General features: G+C 55.9%; 20 protein-coding genes. All 20 read left to right on the top strand.

Annotation, left to right across the window (positions count from 1 at the left end; translation table 11 throughout):
• The first annotated feature begins 184 nt into the window (after positions 1–184).
• Positions 185–820 carry a methyltransferase domain-containing protein gene (locus D7X94_RS14395; protein WP_120428364.1) on the top strand — a complete coding sequence of 212 codons (636 nt, stop codon included), beginning with the start codon at positions 185–187 and terminating at the stop codon, positions 818–820.
• 178 nt (positions 821–998) lie between these two features.
• Positions 999–1,256: a TM1266 family iron-only hydrogenase system putative regulator gene (locus D7X94_RS14390; protein ID WP_120428363.1), complete on the top strand. Its 258-nt coding sequence runs from the start codon at positions 999–1,001 to the stop codon at positions 1,254–1,256.
• Positions 1,249–2,298, top strand: a complete 1,050-nt coding sequence (gene hydE / locus D7X94_RS14385) for a [FeFe] hydrogenase H-cluster radical SAM maturase HydE (protein ID WP_120428362.1) — start codon at positions 1,249–1,251, stop codon at positions 2,296–2,298. Before D7X94_RS14390 ends, hydE begins: the two co-directional genes overlap by 8 nt.
• Positions 2,295–2,678: a hypothetical protein gene (locus D7X94_RS14380; protein ID WP_120428361.1), complete on the top strand. Its 384-nt coding sequence runs from the start codon at positions 2,295–2,297 to the stop codon at positions 2,676–2,678. Before hydE ends, D7X94_RS14380 begins: the two co-directional genes overlap by 4 nt.
• On the top strand, positions 2,611–3,084 hold the full coding sequence (locus tag D7X94_RS14375; RefSeq protein ID WP_120428360.1) for a hypothetical protein: 474 nt from the start codon (positions 2,611–2,613) through the stop codon (positions 3,082–3,084). Before D7X94_RS14380 ends, D7X94_RS14375 begins: the two co-directional genes overlap by 68 nt.
• Before the next feature lie 23 nt (positions 3,085–3,107).
• The gene (locus D7X94_RS14370) at positions 3,108–3,893 is read left to right on the top strand and encodes a class I SAM-dependent DNA methyltransferase (RefSeq protein ID WP_120428359.1); all 786 of its coding nucleotides are present in this window, start codon (positions 3,108–3,110) and stop codon (positions 3,891–3,893) included.
• The gene (locus D7X94_RS14365) at positions 3,877–4,356 is read left to right on the top strand and encodes a GNAT family N-acetyltransferase (RefSeq protein ID WP_120428358.1); all 480 of its coding nucleotides are present in this window, start codon (positions 3,877–3,879) and stop codon (positions 4,354–4,356) included. The genes D7X94_RS14370 and D7X94_RS14365 overlap by 17 nt, the downstream gene beginning before the upstream one ends.
• 73 nt (positions 4,357–4,429) lie before the next feature.
• Positions 4,430–5,878: a [FeFe] hydrogenase H-cluster radical SAM maturase HydG gene (gene hydG / locus D7X94_RS14360; protein ID WP_120428357.1), complete on the top strand. Its 1,449-nt coding sequence runs from the start codon at positions 4,430–4,432 to the stop codon at positions 5,876–5,878.
• A 15-nt stretch (positions 5,879–5,893) separates the two neighbouring features.
• Positions 5,894–6,565, top strand: a complete 672-nt coding sequence (locus D7X94_RS14355) for a DUF4332 domain-containing protein (protein ID WP_120428356.1) — start codon at positions 5,894–5,896, stop codon at positions 6,563–6,565.
• A 29-nt stretch (positions 6,566–6,594) separates the two neighbouring features.
• Positions 6,595–7,008, top strand: a complete 414-nt coding sequence (locus D7X94_RS14350) for an EamA family transporter (RefSeq protein WP_120428355.1) — start codon at positions 6,595–6,597, stop codon at positions 7,006–7,008.
• A gap of 12 nt (positions 7,009–7,020) precedes the next feature.
• Positions 7,021–7,212, top strand: a complete 192-nt coding sequence (locus tag D7X94_RS18550) for a nucleic acid-binding protein (RefSeq protein WP_158591038.1) — start codon at positions 7,021–7,023, stop codon at positions 7,210–7,212.
• A gap of 4 nt (positions 7,213–7,216) precedes the next feature.
• Positions 7,217–7,702 carry an NUDIX hydrolase gene (locus D7X94_RS14345; RefSeq protein ID WP_158591037.1) on the top strand — a complete coding sequence of 162 codons (486 nt, stop codon included), beginning with the start codon at positions 7,217–7,219 and terminating at the stop codon, positions 7,700–7,702.
• A 75-nt stretch (positions 7,703–7,777) separates the two neighbouring features.
• The gene (locus tag D7X94_RS14340) at positions 7,778–8,095 is read left to right on the top strand and encodes a VOC family protein (RefSeq protein ID WP_120428353.1); all 318 of its coding nucleotides are present in this window, start codon (positions 7,778–7,780) and stop codon (positions 8,093–8,095) included.
• 102 nt (positions 8,096–8,197) lie between these two features.
• Positions 8,198–8,737, top strand: coding sequence for a hypothetical protein (locus D7X94_RS14335; RefSeq protein ID WP_120428352.1), 540 nt, complete (start codon positions 8,198–8,200; stop codon positions 8,735–8,737).
• On the top strand, positions 8,724–9,929 hold the full coding sequence (gene hydF, locus D7X94_RS14330) for a [FeFe] hydrogenase H-cluster maturation GTPase HydF (protein WP_120428351.1): 1,206 nt from the start codon (positions 8,724–8,726) through the stop codon (positions 9,927–9,929). Before D7X94_RS14335 ends, hydF begins: the two co-directional genes overlap by 14 nt.
• A 165-nt stretch (positions 9,930–10,094) precedes the next feature.
• Entirely contained in the window at positions 10,095–11,474 is a 1,380-nt protein-coding gene (gene miaB, locus D7X94_RS14325; RefSeq protein WP_243111332.1) for a tRNA (N6-isopentenyl adenosine(37)-C2)-methylthiotransferase MiaB, read from the top strand.
• Between the two features lie 29 nt (positions 11,475–11,503).
• The gene (locus D7X94_RS14320; RefSeq protein WP_120428350.1) at positions 11,504–11,950 is read left to right on the top strand and encodes a DUF5301 domain-containing protein; all 447 of its coding nucleotides are present in this window, start codon (positions 11,504–11,506) and stop codon (positions 11,948–11,950) included.
• A 12-nt stretch (positions 11,951–11,962) separates the two neighbouring features.
• Positions 11,963–12,289 (top strand): hypothetical protein, encoded by a 327-nt coding sequence (locus tag D7X94_RS14315; protein WP_120428349.1) that lies wholly within the window; start codon positions 11,963–11,965, stop codon positions 12,287–12,289.
• Between the two features lie 64 nt (positions 12,290–12,353).
• Complete coding sequence (locus D7X94_RS14310; RefSeq protein WP_158591036.1) at positions 12,354–12,911, top strand: flavodoxin family protein; 558 nt, start codon at positions 12,354–12,356, stop codon at positions 12,909–12,911.
• Positions 12,912–12,966: 55 nt separating this feature from the next.
• On the top strand, positions 12,967–13,386 hold the full coding sequence (locus D7X94_RS14305) for a DUF3795 domain-containing protein (RefSeq protein WP_120428347.1): 420 nt from the start codon (positions 12,967–12,969) through the stop codon (positions 13,384–13,386).
• Positions 13,387–13,531 lie beyond the last annotated feature (145 nt).

Below are 13,531 nucleotides of genomic sequence, written 5' to 3'. Positions count from 1 at the left end.
TTCTATTTTCTGAAAGACAGGTGTGCAAAGCCACTTCCTTTCAACAAGTACACGAAATATCAGAGAAATAGGCGGTCCTGTGCAGGCCGCCTATTATATTTCAAAAAAATTTTTTCTTACCTTTTGTATACGTACTCCGTCTAATAGACGAGAGGATATTATCTATTTAAGGAGGGAGTTTGATATGAGCAATTATAGTATCGGTGTGAGAACCAAAAGATGGGCGAAATTTTTATTTAATTATCTTAGGGAAAAACACAGTGGACTGGATTTTAGTATGGTATATGTGGGGGAGCTTCAAGAGTCGGTAAATGAATTTCACGGATACAGTATGACGGATGCTGGAGATATGAGGCGCATGTTGGAAGCCGTGCCGGTAGATTCCAGCAAATCCGCTTTTTTGGACGTAGGGTGTGGGAAGGGGATGTGTCTGAAATGTGCGATAGAAAGCGGATATCAAAAGGTTGCGGGTTTGGACTTAGACGAGCATTTGCTGCAAATTGCCCGGAGGAATTTGTCAAGATTAAAAATGGATGCGGAATGTATTTGTGTGAACGCCGTGGAGTTTGACCGGTATGACGAATTTGACGTGTTCTATTTTTACAATCCTTTTGGAGAGACGATTTTTCAACAAGTCATAAATAAGATTCAAGATAGCCAAGAACGGAGAAATCGAGAGATCTGGGCGGTCTATTATCACCCAGTTTATGGGGAACTTTTCGACCGTGCGGGATTTCAACTGAAAAGCGAGTTTCGTGACAAAACTTGGGATACTTCTACCCGATTTTATTGCTATCCCGCAAAGTCGGTACAGCCATAGATCGCCATTGACTTTTTGCGCCTTGCCTGATATAATTAAAAATAAGAGAAGCGCCTGACACTAAGGGTAAAGCATTTTCCTGCGTGAAAGGCACGGTTTTGAACAGATTTTTACGCCGTGCCTTTTTTGGTACGGCGTTGCTTTTTGGAAAAATTGAATTGAAAGGGGTATTTACCGTATGGAAACGAAAGTAGCGGTTATGAGCATTATCGTAGAAGAAGGGGGCACGGTAGAAAGATTGAATGCCATGCTCCATGAATATGGGGAATATATCATCGGCCGCATGGGAATTCCTTACCGGTCAAGAAACATCAATATCATCAGCATCGCGATTGACGCGCCCCAGGATATCATTTCGACTTTGGCGGGAAAAATCGGCAATTTACCGGGAATTAGTGTGAAAACCGCCCTTTCCGGGGTTTCCAGCCATGACTGAGCGCGTTTCCCGGCTGATCAACGGTCTCGCTCAAACCCGCCGCCTGATCCTGGAAGAATACCAGGAGCTGATAGACAGCCGCAATCCGGAGACGGCTCAGGCTCTGGCGGAGAGGGCCGTGGCAGAGCGCAAGAATATTTATGGCAACGCGGTTTATGTGCGGGGGCTGATTGAAATCAGCAATATCTGCAAGAACGATTGCCTGTACTGTGGCATCCGCAGGGGGAACCCTCATTGCGACCGCTACCGCCTGACGCCCAAACAGATTATGGAGTGCGTTGAAGAGGGCTACGGGCTGGGATTCCGTACATTCGTCCTCCAAGGGGGAGAGGACCCACACTTTACCGATGAGGTGTTGTGCGGTCTGGTCCACGATATCAAGTGCCGTCATCCCGATTGCGCGGTGACCCTTTCTATGGGGGAGCGCTCCAGGGACAGCTATCAGAGGCTACGGGAGGCGGGAGCGGACCGCTATCTTCTCCGGCATGAGACAGCCGACCGGGCACATTATGGAAGGCTGCATCCTCCTGAGATGTCTTTCGACGACCGGATGCGCTGTTTGCAGGAGCTGCGGGAGTTGGGATATCAGGTGGGCTGTGGGTTTATGGTGGGCTCGCCCTATCAGACCAGCGCCACACTGGCCAAGGACTTGAAGTTCGTTGAGGAGTTTAAGCCGGATATGTGCGGCATCGGCCCCTTCGTGCCCCACAAAGATACGCCGTTTCGAGACTGCCCAGCGGGAACGGTAGAACTCACCTGTTTTCTGTTGTCCATTATCCGGCTGATTTATCCTCCTGTGCTTCTGCCTGCCACTACGGCCTTGGGCACTATCCACCCAGAGGGCCGGGAGCTGGGAATCCTAGCCGGAGCCAACGTGGTCATGCCCAACCTGTCCCCGGTCGCCACCCGGAAAAAATACGAGCTCTACGACAACAAAATCTGTACCGGGGAGGAATCCGCCCAGTGCAAGGACTGCCTGAGTGCCCGGATGCGCTCGGTGGGGTATGAGATCGTCACAGACCGGGGGGATGTGAAGAAATGAGAGGGCAGAAGAACAGCTTTTTGATTGAGGTTAGGACAGCCTCCGACAGGGAAAACGCGGAGGCTGTGACAGATACCATCCTGCTGGCTTTTGACAGAGAGAACAATATGCTCCCCTATCTGGACAGAGTGGTGAAAATGTTCCCGGAAATTCCCTCTCCGGTCAGTCCGGAAATGGAGCGTGAAACAATTCTTCCTATTGTGGAAGATCTGATCCGCGAGAAGAAGCAGGCCGGCCGGCAGCGTATTCAGGAGCAGACCCGCCGCTTCCAAGAGCTTGCCTGGGGGAGCTCTGGCAGAAGGGGTGTGGGAAATGCTGGGAATGTTTCAGCTCCACTATTCCGCTCCCCAGAGATTCACCTGCTGGCTGGGGCTCTATAATCCCTTTCCCCGCAGCGTTCTGAAAAAAGAATATTGCCTGCACTACGACGTCTCCGACGCGGTTTTTCTGCGGGCCTCTCTGCATGAGATCAATCATATGATTTTGTATGACAAATGGTGCGCGACGCACGGCGGAGAACGGCACAGAGAACCTGAATTTCCAGATACCCTCTGGTATCTGGAGGAGTTGGCCGTTGTCCCCACGCTGAATGACCAGCGCATCCAGAAAATTGTGTTGGTCCGGCATAGCGCGTATCAATCTCTGGAGGAAACTCTGGTAGACGGAATTCCCCTGCCGGAACAAATTGAGAAAATTTACGGCCAAGGAGAGGATATTCCGGTTTTTTTGCAGAAAGCCTATGATTTTCTGGTGAAATCCGGATTTTCAAAGCCGTCCCTACGATAGTATTACGGAAAGGAAAAGATGGTATGGCAAGCCTCTATGACAGAGCAGATATCTATGATCTCATCGAAAGCGAGAGCCGGTGGAACTTATTCAAAACCCACTGGGAGAATATCCTGCGGGGCCGGGACATCGAAACACTGCTGGACGTAAGCATTGGCTCCGGCAGCGCGACCTTACAGCTGGCAGAACTGGGGGTCCGGCTGTCCGGCTCAGACCTGAGCGGAGACATGCTGGAAAAATGCGGCGGGAAAGCGGCGGCGCGGGGGCTCTCCGTGGACTTGAAGCGCTGCGACTTCCGGACCGTGGGGGAGCATTTCTCCGGCCCCTTTGACTGCGTGGCCAGCACAGGGAACTCCCTGCCCTATGTAAGTAACGACGATGTATTAAAGACACTGGAACAGATGGATTCGTTGGTAAAGCCCAGCGGCTATCTCTATTTTGAAATCCGCAACTGGGACAAGATCCTCCGGGAAAAGCAACGATTCTATCTATACTCTCCCTTTTTCGATAGAGATACCCGGATCAATCTGGTCCAGGTCTGGGACTATCATCAGGACGGCAGCATGACCTTTAATCTCCTCTATACCTTCGAAAAAGACAACCGCATTTTTCAAAAAGAGGTCTTTGAGGAACACTATCAGCCGATTGGCAGGGCGGTTATGCTGGACAAATTGAAAGCGATGCGCTACGGTGATATACAGATTCTGAACTACCCATCCCAGTTTCAAAAAATACCACCGGAGGACGCTGACTGGTACTGTGTGATAGGAAGGAAAAACCAAGGAGGCCGAGATGAATCGCATCGTTAACAATGAGATCTGCCTGGAATCCATCACAAAGTCCTCCACAGAAGCGCTTTATCCCCTGTTTATGGAGGATATCGCGGAACTGAACCGCTGGTTCGGCTTTGATGTGGACTATAGTATTGAAAACGATTACCGGTATCTGGAAATCAGAAAGCCTCCCTATGACGACGCCATTGTCATATTGTTTCGGGGCGCTCCCTGCGGGAGAGTCGGGCTTTATGACTATAATAAGGAGGAATCCTCCATTTTCATGTACTATTGGGTTTCTTCCCGTTACCGCCGGAAGGGTATTGCCCGGGCTTCTATGGGAGCGATGCTGGAATATCTGCGGGAGATTCATATCAAGGAAGTACAGTTTGACGTTGACCAGGAAAACATTGACAGCGTCAGTTTGCTGGGAAAATTCCCGGAGATCCGGCTGAAATCAAAGGAAAAGCGGCTCGTCTATTCATGCCGTATAGGCTGAAAATAAGTTGTATCACGATATAATAAATCTGAGGCAAAGAGAAATCTGCCCCAAAGAAAAGGAGTAATGTAAAATGGCAAAGTACGACCCCAAATCCCTCCACGCGGAGGAATTCATCAACGATGAGGAGATCCGCGAAACTTTGGCCTATGCCGAGGAGAACAAGAACAACGTGGAGCTCATCGATCAGATTCTAGAGAAGGCCCGCCCTCAAAAGACCGCCACCGGCTGCGTCTGCTCCGGGCTCACCCACCGGGAGGCTTCGGTCCTGCTGGCCTGCGATATCCCGGAGAAGATCGAGAAGATGTACGAGATCGCCGAGGAGATCAAACTGGCCTTTTACGGCAACCGCATTGTGATCTTCGCCCCCCTGTACCTCTCCAACTACTGCGTCAACGGCTGCACCTACTGCCCCTACCACGCGGTGAACAAGCATATCCCCCGGAAAAAGCTCACCCAGGAGGAGGTCAGGGCCGAGGTCATCGCCCTGCAGGATATGGGCCACAAGCGGCTGGCCATCGAGTCCGGCGAGGACCCGGTGAACAACCCCATCGAGTACATCCTGGAGTGTATCAAGACCATCTATAGCGTCCACCACAAGAACGGCGACATCCGCCGGGTGAACGTGAACATCGCCGCCACCACCGTGGAAAACTACCGCAGGCTGAAGGAGGCGGGCATCGGCACCTATATCCTGTTCCAGGAGACCTACCACAAGAAGTCCTACGAGCAGCTGCATCCCACTGGCCCCAAGCACAACTACGACTACCACACCGAGGCCATGGACCGGGCCATGGAGGGCGGCATCGACGACGTGGGTCTGGGCGTTCTCTTCGGCCTGGAGCTCTATAAGTACGAGTTCGCCGGGCTCATCATGCATGCGGAGCACCTGGAGGCCGTCCATGGCGTGGGGCCCCACACCATTAGTGTGCCCCGGCTGAAAAAAGCGGACGACATCGACCCCACCCAGTTCGATAACGGCATTGATGACGAGACCTTTGCCAAAATCACCGCCTGCATCCGCCTGGCCGTGCCCTATACCGGTATGATCATCTCCACCCGGGAGACCGAGGCCGTGCGCTCCAAGCTGCTGCGGCTGGGCATTTCCCAGGTCAGCGGCGGATCCCGGACTTCTGTAGGCGGCTACACCCAGGAGGAGCGCCCCCACGACACCGAGCAGTTCGACGTCTCCGACCAGCGCACCCTGGACGAGGTGGTCCGCTGGCTCATGGAGAACGGGCACATCCCGTCCTTCTGCACTGCCTGCTATCGGGAGGGCCGCACCGGCGACCGGTTTATGAGTCTGTGCAAAAATGGCCAGATTCTCAACTGCTGCCACCCCAACGCGCTGATGACCCTTTCGGAATACCTGGAGGACTACGCCAGCCCCGAGACCAAAGCCGTGGGCTACAAAATGGTGGAGGAGGAGCTGAAGCGCATCCCCAAGGAGAAGGTCCGGGAGATCGCGGAGCAGAACATCCGGGACATCAAGAACTCCAACCGCCGGGACTTCCGGTTCTGATGAGACCCAACCGGCATGAGAGAGCTTGATAACTTAGCAGTTGCCAGTTTAGGCGTTCTTCTCAACGAGGACACCACCTTAAAACGATTTTATCCACTGATTCCCATGAAGGAGGTGCTGATGGAGCGCCTTCCTTCGGCGGGAATTGAAGATAAGTACGATTTTGGGGACTGGGCGGACCAGCTTCCGGAATTGGCCGGCATGTTACAGCTGGATGTGGAAGCTCTGCAGCTGTTTGAGCGCTTTTTGCACCTGCATGACTTTGTAAACCGCAGGCTCAAGGATGTGAAAAGCGTCAGTGTTCCGTTTCGGGAGAACCTGGCGCTGGGCGGAGTGAAAACTTCTGGGGGCTATTTGCTCCTGTGTATGAACAGTACTCCAGGAAAGCTGGCAGGGAATTATGGCGCAGAGGAGGAAGAAGTGCGAAAGCTCTTTTCCCTGTGTGACCTGATGCGCCTGCCAGGCGTAAAGGACGTCCGCGCCAGTCTCTATTATGACTGCGGGTATCCGGGCCTGGAGGCTTTCGCCCGCCAGACCGGAGGGGAGATGCAGCGGAAAATCGCCCGGTATATTGCGGAAAATCAGGTGAAAAAGAGCGTGCCCTTTCCCAAAGAGCTGAACACGCAGATTGCCGCCGCAAAGGTTCTGCCCCATCTGAACCCGCCAGGATTTGCGGCATTGAGGTGAAACAAATGAGAGAAGCGAGGAGTAAAAATATGTGGCTGCTATTTGCGGTACTGTCATCTGTGTTCGCGGCGCTGACCTCCATTCTGGCCAAGGTGGGCATCGAGGGGGTGAACTCCACCCTGGCAACGGCCATCCGCACGTTGGTGGTACTGATCATGGCCTGGGGTATGGTGTTCGTCACCAGCGCCCAGGGCGGGATCTCCTCTATCACCCCCAAAAGCTGGGTGTTTTTGATTCTGTCCGGCCTGGCTACCGGGGCCTCCTGGCTGTGCTACTACTACGCTTTGCAGGTGGGGGAGGCCAGCAAGGTGGTGCCCATCGACAAGATGAGCGTGGTGATCACCCTGCTGCTGGCGTTCGTGTTCCTGCACGAGAAGATTACCGTGAAATCCGCCATCGGCTGCGCGCTCATCGGCGCGGGAACCCTGCTGATGGCATTGTAAAGGAGAATCACCATGCGAAAATGCCTGAGATGCAAAACGGAAATGCAAGAGGACTACGCCCTGTATGACGAGTCCTTTCACGGCCAGGTACTGGTGGGGAAAGAAAAGAGATTTTTTCCTAAAATGCAAGGAAAGCTGCGCTGCGCCGTGTGCCTCCAGTGCGGCCATGTGGAACTCTATGTGGAGCTGGAAAAGGAGGCATAGGGCGATGCTGATTCGGGACGCCAAGGGCAACGAGTTCTTGGAGATCATTTCCGTGGAGGAAGGCCGGGCGGACGAACTTTTCAGCCCCATCACCCACTGCCTTGGGGTGGTGAAGCTGGGAGACCGCTATCTGCTGGGCTGGAACCAATACCGCTGGGACTGGGAGATTTTCGGCGGCTGCCGGGAGGAGGGGGAACCCCTGAGAGCCTGCATGGAGCGGGAGTGCCGGGAGGAGCTGGGCCTTTCCGGCCTGAACTGGACCTTTCTGGGGCTCATGCGCCTGAAATTGACCCCCGGCTACTTCAACCCGGAATGGCACGAGGAATACGGCGGACTCTACGGTGTCTCCCTGCCGGCGGAGAGCCTGGAGGCCATAGAGAAACGCCGCGTCGACCGGGAGGAGATCGGAAGGCTGGCCTTCTATGGCGAGATCAAGGGCGGCGAAGAGATCGCGCCCATTGACGAAAAGCTGTTGGAATTTTGGAAGTGAGCCTGACAGACCGTTGTCATGTTTCGTTGTGTATTATGAACAGGACCCCAAAATGACACAAAAGGAGAATTGACCATGAGCAGATTCAGCGAAAAGGGGTATATTGTCAGGGAAAACGCCCCCATCTATCTCACCCAAGACATGGACAGGACCGTCCGCTGGTTTGAGGACGTGTTGGGCTGGTACGGGAACATTGTGGAGCGGGACGGCCAGGAAAGGGGCCTGTACGGCGTGGTGTTCGATGTCCCGCCAGAGGTGGAGGCCGCCCATCTGGCGCCCTTTACGGGCTTTCAGCTGTTTTCGGGGGATCCGGCGGGGCACGAGCTCTCCTTCATGCAGGTGGAGGGCATCCAGCTACTCTATGAATTTGTGCGGGAGAAGGGGTGGAACTAAGTCACCCCGGTGGAAACCCAGCCATGGGGCGGAAAGGTCTGCCGCGTTACCACCATTGATGGATATACCATCCGTATTTTTGAGTAAGAAGGGTGGTTTCCCATGGCGAAAGGGATGAAGGCGACGACGGCGGTTTTGGTCTGCCTGTACAGGGCTTTCCCTTCCGGTGTGCTGCTGACAGCCGTCATTACCTGCGGCACGGCGGGATACCATTTTGGGGTCCGGCTTCTGGTCGGCGCCATTTTTACTTGGACTGACCCTCGCCATGACCCCGCAAGGCTCTGGTACCGCCTTCGCCCCTGGGAGGAAACGTTCTATAAAAAGCTGAATGTCAAGGCCTGGAAGAATGCCCTACCCACGTATTCTCCGGAGAGCTTTTCGCCCTGGCTGCACAGTTGGGAGGAGATTGCCCGGGCCATGTGCCGCTCCGAGCTGGTGCATGAGGTGAATGCGGTTCTTAGTTTCTGCCCGCTGGCCGCGTCAATTTGGTTTGGAGATTTTCCGGTTTTTCTGATTACATCCACTCTTGGGGCGGCCCTCGACCTGCTGTTTGTGATCGTCCAGAGGTTCAACCGGCCAAGAATTCTTCAACTGGTACATCATCAAAAGAAACGAGAGGAGAACGAATATGAGCCTGAATGAAGTGGTTTCCGCCGAGCGCCCCCACATCGCCTTTTTTGGTCTGCGCAACGCGGGAAAGTCCAGCTTGGTGAATGCAGTGACCGGCCAGCAACTGGCAGTGGTGTCCGACGTCAAGGGCACCACCACCGACCCGGTGAAAAAGGCTATGGAGCTGCTGCCCATGGGCCCGGTGGTGATTATCGATACTCCCGGTCTGGACGACGAGGGGGAGTTGGGGGAGCTCCGGGTGCAAAAAACCCGAGAAATACTGGCCAAGACGGACATCGCCGTTCTGGTGGTGGACGGGGCCCAGGGACTTGGCCGGCAGGACCGGGAACTGCTGGCCCTGTTCCAGGAGCGAGAGATTCCCCATGTGGTTGCTTATAGTAAAGCGGATCTCCTTGCTGGAAGGCTAGAGCTTGACGGCAGCAGTATCTATGTGAGCGCCCATACGGGAGAGGGAATTGCCCAGCTAAAAGACAAGCTGGCAGCCTTTACGGGAAAGGCGGTGAATCCCCGGAAAATCGTGGCGGACCTGCTGGAGCCGGGTGACCTGGCGGTGCTGGTCACGCCCATCGACGCCGCTGCGCCCAAAGGCCGGATGATCCTCCCCCAGCAGCAGACCATGCGGGACATCCTGGACGCCCATTGCGCCTTTGTCACCTGCCAGACGGAGGAATTGGCCCAGACCCTGAAGCTGCTGGCGGTGAAGCCCAAAATCGTCATCACCGACTCTCAGGCCTTCGGGCGGGTGGCGGAGGCAACCCCGCCGGACGTTCTCCTCACCTCCTTTTCCATCCTCTTCGCCCGGTACAAGGGGAGCCTACCCACTCTGGTCCAGGGGGCGGCCCAGCTGGCCAAACTGAAGGACGGCGACCGGGTGCTGATCTCCGAGGGCTGCACCCACCACCGCCAGTGCGGGGACATCGGCACGGTGAAGCTGCCCGGCTGGATCGAGAACTACACCCAGTCAAAGCCCAGCTACACCTTCACCTCCGGCGGGGAATTCCCCGAGAATCTGGAAGGATACCGGCTGGTGGTGCACTGCGGCGGCTGCATGCTCAACGAGGCGGAGATGAAGAGCCGGGTGGGCCGGGCCAAAAAGGCCGGCGTGCCCATCGTCAACTACGGCATTGCCATCGCCCAGATGCACGGAATCCTCCAAAGAAGTCTGGAGGCCTTCCCGGAGATTCTGCGCTTGCTGGATGCCTGAAAAAAGCGCGCCCTGCCCCCAAAACGGGAGCCGGGGCGTTTTTTCGTTTCCGCCGGGGCTTTTCCTGGCTTCCCTTGGGAAAGCGGCTTGCAGTTTTCAGGAGTTTGTGATACAATATTGGGAAAATGAGTTTTTGCGACGAATTTACCGGGAGGGGGAAGCGGCTTGGATACAGGCTTTTCCGCATACGCGGCGGAGATTCAAAGGCTGATGACGGAGCGGACGGCAGGCCAGCCTCTGGCCTTTGTGCGCACCTACGGCTGCCAGCAGAACGTGGCCGACGGGGAGAAGATCAAGGGAATTCTGGGGGAGCTGGGTTTCGGCTTCGCCGGATCCGCGGAGGAGGCCGACCTCATCCTCTTCAACACCTGTGCGGTTCGGGAGCACGCGGAGGACCGGGTATTCGGCAACGTAGGGGCCCTGAAAAGCCTCAAGCGCAGAAAGCCCGGGGTGATCATCGGGGTTTGCGGCTGCATGACCGAGCAGCGTCCGGTGGCGGAGCGCTTGGGGAAAACCTTCCCCTTTATCGACCTGATCTTCGGCACCCATGTGCTGCACCGCCTGCCGGAAATGCTCCATCAGGTGCTGGCGAATTCCCAGCGGGTGCTGCTGCTGGGCCAGGAGGAAACCACCATCCGGGAGGACATCCCCATCCGCCGGGACGGCAGGTCCCGTGCCTGGGTGACGGCCATGTACGGCTGCGACAACTTCTGCTCCTACTGCATCGTGCCTTATGTGCGCGGGCGGGAAAAAAGCCGCCGGCCGGAGGAGATCTATCGGGAGTGCCAGGGTCTGGTGGAGGCAGGATATAAGGAGATCACCCTGCTGGGCCAGAACGTCAACTCCTACGGCAAGGGCCTGGAGGAGCCGGTGAACTTCGCGGAGCTGCTGCGGCGGCTGGACGGCCTTCCGGGGGACTTTCGCCTGCGCTTCATGACCTCCCACCCCAAGGACGCTTCCCAGGAGCTCTTTGATGTGATGGCGGAGAGCCGGCACATTCCCCACCACATCCACCTGCCCTTTCAGTCGGGAAACGACCGGGTGCTCCAGGAGATGAACCGCCGGTATACCAGGGAAAAATACCTTGCCCTCATCCGCTGCGCTAGGGAGGCGATGCCGGACGTGAGCTTTACCTCCGACGTGATCGTGGGCTTCCCCGGAGAGACCTATGAGGAATTCCAGGACACCTTCTCTTTGATCCGGGAGGTGGAGTTCGTGAATCTATTTACCTTTATCTACTCACCCAGGCCGGGCACGCGGGCGGCGGAGATGCCTGACCCGATCTCCCACGAGGAAAAGACCCGGTGGTTCGCGGAACTCCTGAAGGTACAGGAAGAGGTTGCCGGGAAAATCGGCCAGAGGCTGGTGGGGAGCCGCCAGCGGGTGCTGGTGGAGGACCGGGACGGAAAAACCGGCCTGCTCTCCGGCAGGACGGCCAGCAGTCTGACGGTGATGTTCCCCGGAGAGGACGGCCTGATCGGGGAGTTTGCCGCGGTGGAGGTCACCGAGGCCCGGGGCGTCAGCCTGCGGGGCAGGTTGGTATAATTGGTATAAAACAATAGGAGGCGGTTTGGATGACGAAAAGGCAAAAAATATTTGTGATCGTTCTTTCCTGCTGCTGTGTTGGGGCAGTGCTGCTTCTGGCGGCGGTTCATTTCTGGCTTTCCGGCATGAGGAGCTATGAGCTCCATCTGCCGGACTTCGGCGATCTGAAGGGGGTGGCTCTGACCCAGAAGGGAGGGGAGGAGATCCACCTTATGGACGCTTATGGGGAGGACGTGCTCTTTATCCTCAAGGGGCAGGGCCGCAGCACCAGAACCGAGAGCGTCCAGGACGCGCCGGTGAACGTGGAGGACTGGATCAAGATAGACCTGCGCTTTCATAAGGCGGGGACCAGCACCCTCTTTGTCTACCAGAAGCCCTCCCGGGAGGGGGAATACTTCATCGAGCAGCCCTACAACGGGATCTATGAGATCTCCGGGGACGAGTACAACTCCATCAAACAATACGCCCACTCATAGGAGGCGATCCTTTTGGGAAACATGATTCTGTTTTTGTCGTGTATGCTCTGCGGGGCCATTTTCATCGGCCTTGGAATTTACGCCGCGAAGAAAAAGACCCCCATGAATTTCTGGTCCGGGGTGGACGTCCCCAGGGAGAGCATCTCGGATATCCCTGCCTATAACCGGGCCATGGGCAGGCTGTGGGGCGGGTATAGCGCGGTCTGGTTCATTTCCGGGGTGGCGGGGCTGTGGCAGCCGGTGGCGGCGACGGTTCTGATGTGCGTACTGGGCAGCGGCGGCGCGGTGGCGCTGGTGCTGATTTATAAACGGATCGAGAAAAAGTACCGGGTGAAGTGAGGAAAATTGGAGAATGGGGACATCTCCCGAATGCGTCCGAAAAATGTGCGAGAGGAGAGAGGCTATGAAGGTTTTGCTGCTGAACGCCAGCCCGAAAAAGACCGGTGCCACCCAGGAGATTCTGCGGACCGTGGAGGAGGCCCTGCCAAAGGCAACCTGCGGGGAGCTGGTCTGCCTGGGTGACTATCAGGTGCAGTACTGCCTGGGCTGCAAAACGTGCTACCAGTCCGGCTGCTGTGTCCACCAGGACGACATGCCGGTTCTTCTGGACAAGATGGATGAAGCGGACGTGTTGGTTATCGCCGCGCCCTCCTATTGGGCGGACGTGCCGGGGCAGCTTAAGGTGTTCATCGACCGGTGCACGCCTTTTGGCGACACCAACCCGGACCCCCATAGGCATACCCTAAAGCCGGAAAAGCGCTGCTACGCCATTGCCCTGCGGACAGGCGTGAGACCGGGGGAATGCCAGCATATCATCGATACCATCGACCACTGGTGCGGGCACATGGGCGTGGAGATGGCCGGGAGCCTGTACTTCTGCCAGATTGAGGGGAAAGAGGACATAGACCGGCACAAGCCCGCCATCCGGGAAAAGACGGCGGAATGGTTCGGCGGAGACTGAGAAACCGGCGCATAATTAGCACATAATAAATCTTTTGTATAATTGGAGGCGTACGATGGGAGCAGTCTTTGCGAAATGCGGGATGCGCTGTGATCTCTGCCTGATCTACCGGCCCAATGTGGAACGGGAGGACCGCCGGACGGAGATCTGCGCGGTGTGGAGGAAGCAGAACCCGAATTTTGACGCCGACCCGGCGGAGATCATCTGCGACGGTTGCGCCTGCCAGCGGGAGGACGCGGTTTACTTTGATAAGAACTGCAAAACCCGCAGGTGCGTGCTGGAAAAAGGGTATGAGCATTGTGGATTCTGCGAAAGCTATCCCTGCGGGATTTTTTCGGCGGAGCCCGGACCAGAGGAGATCACCCGGATGATCGAGGTGGAAAAACGCTGGACCTGGGAGGACGAGAAGCTGATGGAGGCCTATGCCTGCAAAAAGTACATGGACGAGTTTAGAAAGGAGCATGGCCCGGAATAAATATGGAGGCTGGATGAGAAAAATATGGACGTCGTGGTGGCCTTTACATTTTGAGAAAATATTTTACTAAAACAGGCACTGTAAAGCAAAAATGAAAAGAAAGGACCCGAAAATCAGCGAAAAACTCTACGCAACGAGGAAAAGC

Source organism: Acutalibacter sp. 1XD8-33 (assembly GCF_003612555.1).
Lineage (GTDB): Bacteria > Bacillota > Clostridia > Oscillospirales > Acutalibacteraceae > Acutalibacter.
Note: the sequence above shows the minus strand (reverse complement) of the source record. Positions and strands in the feature narration are given on the sequence as shown.

What these genes read in the sequence shown, in the direction of transcription:
- D7X94_RS14395 (WP_120428364.1), top strand. Translation starts at nt 185, where the DNA reads ATGAGCAATTATAGTATCGGTGTGAGAACCAAAAGATGGGCGAAATTT.
- D7X94_RS14390 (WP_120428363.1), top strand. Translation starts at nt 999, where the DNA reads ATGGAAACGAAAGTAGCGGTTATGAGCATTATCGTAGAAGAAGGGGGC.
- hydE (WP_120428362.1), top strand. Translation starts at nt 1,249, where the DNA reads ATGACTGAGCGCGTTTCCCGGCTGATCAACGGTCTCGCTCAAACCCGC.
- D7X94_RS14380 (WP_120428361.1), top strand. Translation starts at nt 2,295, where the DNA reads ATGAGAGGGCAGAAGAACAGCTTTTTGATTGAGGTTAGGACAGCCTCC.
- D7X94_RS14375 (WP_120428360.1), top strand. Translation starts at nt 2,611, where the DNA reads ATGCTGGGAATGTTTCAGCTCCACTATTCCGCTCCCCAGAGATTCACC.
- D7X94_RS14370 (WP_120428359.1), top strand. Translation starts at nt 3,108, where the DNA reads ATGGCAAGCCTCTATGACAGAGCAGATATCTATGATCTCATCGAAAGC.
- D7X94_RS14365 (WP_120428358.1), top strand. Translation starts at nt 3,877, where the DNA reads ATGAATCGCATCGTTAACAATGAGATCTGCCTGGAATCCATCACAAAG.
- hydG (WP_120428357.1), top strand. Translation starts at nt 4,430, where the DNA reads ATGGCAAAGTACGACCCCAAATCCCTCCACGCGGAGGAATTCATCAAC.
- D7X94_RS14355 (WP_120428356.1), top strand. Translation starts at nt 5,894, where the DNA reads ATGAGAGAGCTTGATAACTTAGCAGTTGCCAGTTTAGGCGTTCTTCTC.
- D7X94_RS14350 (WP_120428355.1), top strand. Translation starts at nt 6,595, where the DNA reads ATGTGGCTGCTATTTGCGGTACTGTCATCTGTGTTCGCGGCGCTGACC.
- D7X94_RS18550 (WP_158591038.1), top strand. Translation starts at nt 7,021, where the DNA reads ATGCGAAAATGCCTGAGATGCAAAACGGAAATGCAAGAGGACTACGCC.
- D7X94_RS14345 (WP_158591037.1), top strand. Translation starts at nt 7,217, where the DNA reads ATGCTGATTCGGGACGCCAAGGGCAACGAGTTCTTGGAGATCATTTCC.
- D7X94_RS14340 (WP_120428353.1), top strand. Translation starts at nt 7,778, where the DNA reads ATGAGCAGATTCAGCGAAAAGGGGTATATTGTCAGGGAAAACGCCCCC.
- D7X94_RS14335 (WP_120428352.1), top strand. Translation starts at nt 8,198, where the DNA reads ATGGCGAAAGGGATGAAGGCGACGACGGCGGTTTTGGTCTGCCTGTAC.
- hydF (WP_120428351.1), top strand. Translation starts at nt 8,724, where the DNA reads ATGAGCCTGAATGAAGTGGTTTCCGCCGAGCGCCCCCACATCGCCTTT.
- D7X94_RS14320 (WP_120428350.1), top strand. Translation starts at nt 11,504, where the DNA reads ATGACGAAAAGGCAAAAAATATTTGTGATCGTTCTTTCCTGCTGCTGT.
- D7X94_RS14310 (WP_158591036.1), top strand. Translation starts at nt 12,354, where the DNA reads ATGAAGGTTTTGCTGCTGAACGCCAGCCCGAAAAAGACCGGTGCCACC.
- D7X94_RS14305 (WP_120428347.1), top strand. Translation starts at nt 12,967, where the DNA reads ATGGGAGCAGTCTTTGCGAAATGCGGGATGCGCTGTGATCTCTGCCTG.